Below are 1,329 nucleotides of genomic sequence, written 5' to 3'. Positions count from 1 at the left end.
ATTGGGGGTCAGTTCATAATCGCAGGCTTTTTCTTGTCTGAATATATTTTTATTGTCTGAGTATAGATGTCATGAGAAAAGGCTATTTGTCACTCCACACTGCCATTTCGTTGCCACTTGGCTCGCGAAAATGAAAGCGTCGGCCACCAGGGAAACTGAATATTTCACGATTGACCTCTCCACCCGCATTAAGCACGTCACGTTCGGTCTGTTCGAGATCTTCACTGTAGAAAACCATCAATGCCCCGCCCTTTTCTGCATCAGAAGACAAATCAGCCAAGTAGAAACCGCCCATTAACCCTTTACCTTCAAAAGCGGAATACTCAGGACCATAGTCCTCAAAGCGCCAACCAAACACTTGGCTGAAAAACGCCTTGGTCGCTGCAATATCTTTCGCGGCAAATTCGATATAGTTGATTGAACCATGTTCCATATGCATGTCCTTCTGCTTTATGTCTGCAAATAAAATACAGGCGAATGCGACTTAAACCCCTACCTAGACACCCTAGCTAGACGACTACTTTTTACGGACTACAGGGTAGTCGGAGCCGTGTAGCTCTTGTACGAAGCCAGAACCATCGCCACTGTGCGTGATCCACACTTTCTCTTTAGCACGTGTCATCGCTACGTAGAACAAGCGACGTTCTTCCGCGTATGGGAACACGTCTGACGATTCAGTCAATGCACCATCAATATGCAGTTGCTTCTTCTTCGCTGGGAATTGTCCTTCATCCACGCAAAGGATAATAACGAAGTCTGCTTCTTTACCCTTACTGGCGTGACAAGTCATGAAGTTGATATCAATGGAGGTGAAAATCTTCTTCCAGTCTTCCAATAATTCTGGCTTGTGATAGTGGTTACGACCAAGCAATAACACCGACTTGTTAGTTTTGCCTTTAGATTGACGGTTAAGTTGATCAAGAATCTTCTCAACTTCTTTACTTGGCGCACTGTATACCGCCTTTTGCTTCTGTTGCTTGAAGCTGTTCAGCTCTTTCGGCAACTGAATTGGGTTTTCCTGCACAAAGCGATTCGCCACAGCACCTAACTGGTTATTGAAACGATACGTGGTATCCAGGTGATGAATTGTCGAGCTCGCGAAACGATCTTTAAAACCTGTAGTTAAATCAACGTCTGCACCCGCAAATTGGTAGATGGATTGCCAGTCATCACCCACGGCAAAAATAGACGCTTGGTGCTCCGCTTTAGACTGGTTACACAGTGCCTCTACCAAGGCAAGGCGATCAGGAGAGATATCTTGATATTCGTCGATCATGATGAACTTCCAAGGCGAGATAAACTTACCTTTTTCGACGTACTGAGTTGCAC

General features: G+C 45.2%; 2 protein-coding genes. Both read right to left on the bottom strand.

Annotation, left to right across the window (positions count from 1 at the left end):
* Positions 1-82: 82 nt before the first annotated feature.
* Positions 83-433 (bottom strand): VOC family protein, encoded by a 351-nt coding sequence (locus BCT81_RS00585; protein WP_102422972.1) that lies wholly within the window; start codon positions 431-433, stop codon positions 83-85.
* Positions 434-517: 84 nt separating this feature from the next.
* On the bottom strand, positions 518-1,329 hold an 812-nt coding region (locus BCT81_RS00580; protein ID WP_157938828.1), incomplete at its 5' end, for a 3'-5' exonuclease.

It is taken from the genome of Vibrio sp. 10N.261.52.A1 (assembly GCF_002876325.1).
In the GTDB taxonomy this organism is placed as follows: Bacteria; Pseudomonadota; Gammaproteobacteria; order Enterobacterales; family Vibrionaceae; genus Vibrio; species Vibrio chagasii.
Note: the sequence above shows the minus strand (reverse complement) of the source record. Positions and strands in the feature narration are given on the sequence as shown.